The following is a 1,181-nucleotide window of genomic DNA, read 5'->3' as shown; positions in this document are numbered from 1 at the left end:
AGTTCGCCGGTGTAGATGTCGTGGTTGTGTTCGCCGAGGAGGGGTGAGCGGTGGATGGTGGTGGGTGAGTCGGAGAGTTTGAGGGGGTTTCCGACGGTGGTGTAGGTGCCGCGTTCGGGGTGGGGGACCTCGACGACGATGTCGTTGGCCTTGAGGCTCTCGTCTTCGATGATCTCCTTGGTGGAGAGGATGGGCCCGCATGGGATGTTGTGGGTGTTGAGCTGTTCGAGGACCTGCCATTTGGGCAGGGTGGTGGTCCATTCCTCGATGAGCTGGAACATCTTGGCGAGTTTCGGCAGCCGGGCTTCGGGGGTGGCCCATTCGGGGTCGTCGGCGAGTTCGGGGTGGCCGATGAGCTGGGCCAGGGGTTGCCAGCCGACGGGCTGCACGATGACGTAGACGTAGTCGTTGGGGCCGCCGGGTGCGCATTTGACGGCCCAGCCGGGTTGTCCGCCGCCGGAGGCGTTGCCGGAGCGGGGGACTTCGTCGGTGAAGTCCTCGTTGGGGTATTCGGCCAGGGGTCCGTGGGCCAGGCGTTGCTGGTCGCGGAGTTTGACCCGGCACAGGTTGAGGACGGCGTGCTGCATGGCGACCTGGACGCGTTGGCCGCGTCCGGTGTGGGTGCGCTGGTAGAGGGCGGCCAGGATGCCGGCGACGGCGTGGACGCCGGTGCCGGAGTCGCCGATCTGGGCGCCGGTGGCCATCGGGGGGCCGCCTTCGAAGCCGGTGGTGGCCATCGAGCCGCCCATCGCCTGCGCGACGACCTCGTAGGCCTTGAAGGCGGTGTAGGGGCCTTCGCCGAAGCCCTTGATCGAGGCGTACACGATCCGTGGGTTGATCTCCTGGATCCGTTCCCAGGTGAAGCCCATCCGGTCGATCGCGCCGGGCCCGAAGTTCTCCACCATCACGTCACTGCGCGCGATCAGCTCGGTCAGGATCTCCCGGCCGCGCGGTGTCTTGGTGTTCAGCGTGATGCTCCGCTTGTTCGCGTTGAGCATCGTGAAGTACAGACTGTCCACCCCCGGCACGTCCCGCAGCTGACGCCGCGTGATGTCACCCCCGGGCGCCTCCAGCTTGACCACGTCCGCACCCAGCCACGCCAGCAACTGCGTCGCCGACGGACCCGACTGGACATGCGTCATGTCCAGAACACGAACACCCTCCAAAGCCTTCGTCACAAC

The 1,181-nt window shown here is 66.6% G+C and carries 1 protein-coding gene; it reads right to left on the bottom strand.

Annotation, left to right across the window (positions count from 1 at the left end; genetic code table 11):
* A partial coding sequence (frc, locus tag ACFZAU_RS41805; protein WP_500556606.1) for a formyl-CoA transferase occupies nt 1-1,181 on the bottom strand: 1,181 nt, incomplete at both ends.

This window comes from Streptomyces sp. NPDC008238 (assembly GCF_042956445.1).
Taxonomy (GTDB): domain Bacteria; phylum Actinomycetota; class Actinomycetes; order Streptomycetales; family Streptomycetaceae; genus Actinacidiphila.
Note: the sequence above shows the minus strand (reverse complement) of the source record. Positions and strands in the feature narration are given on the sequence as shown.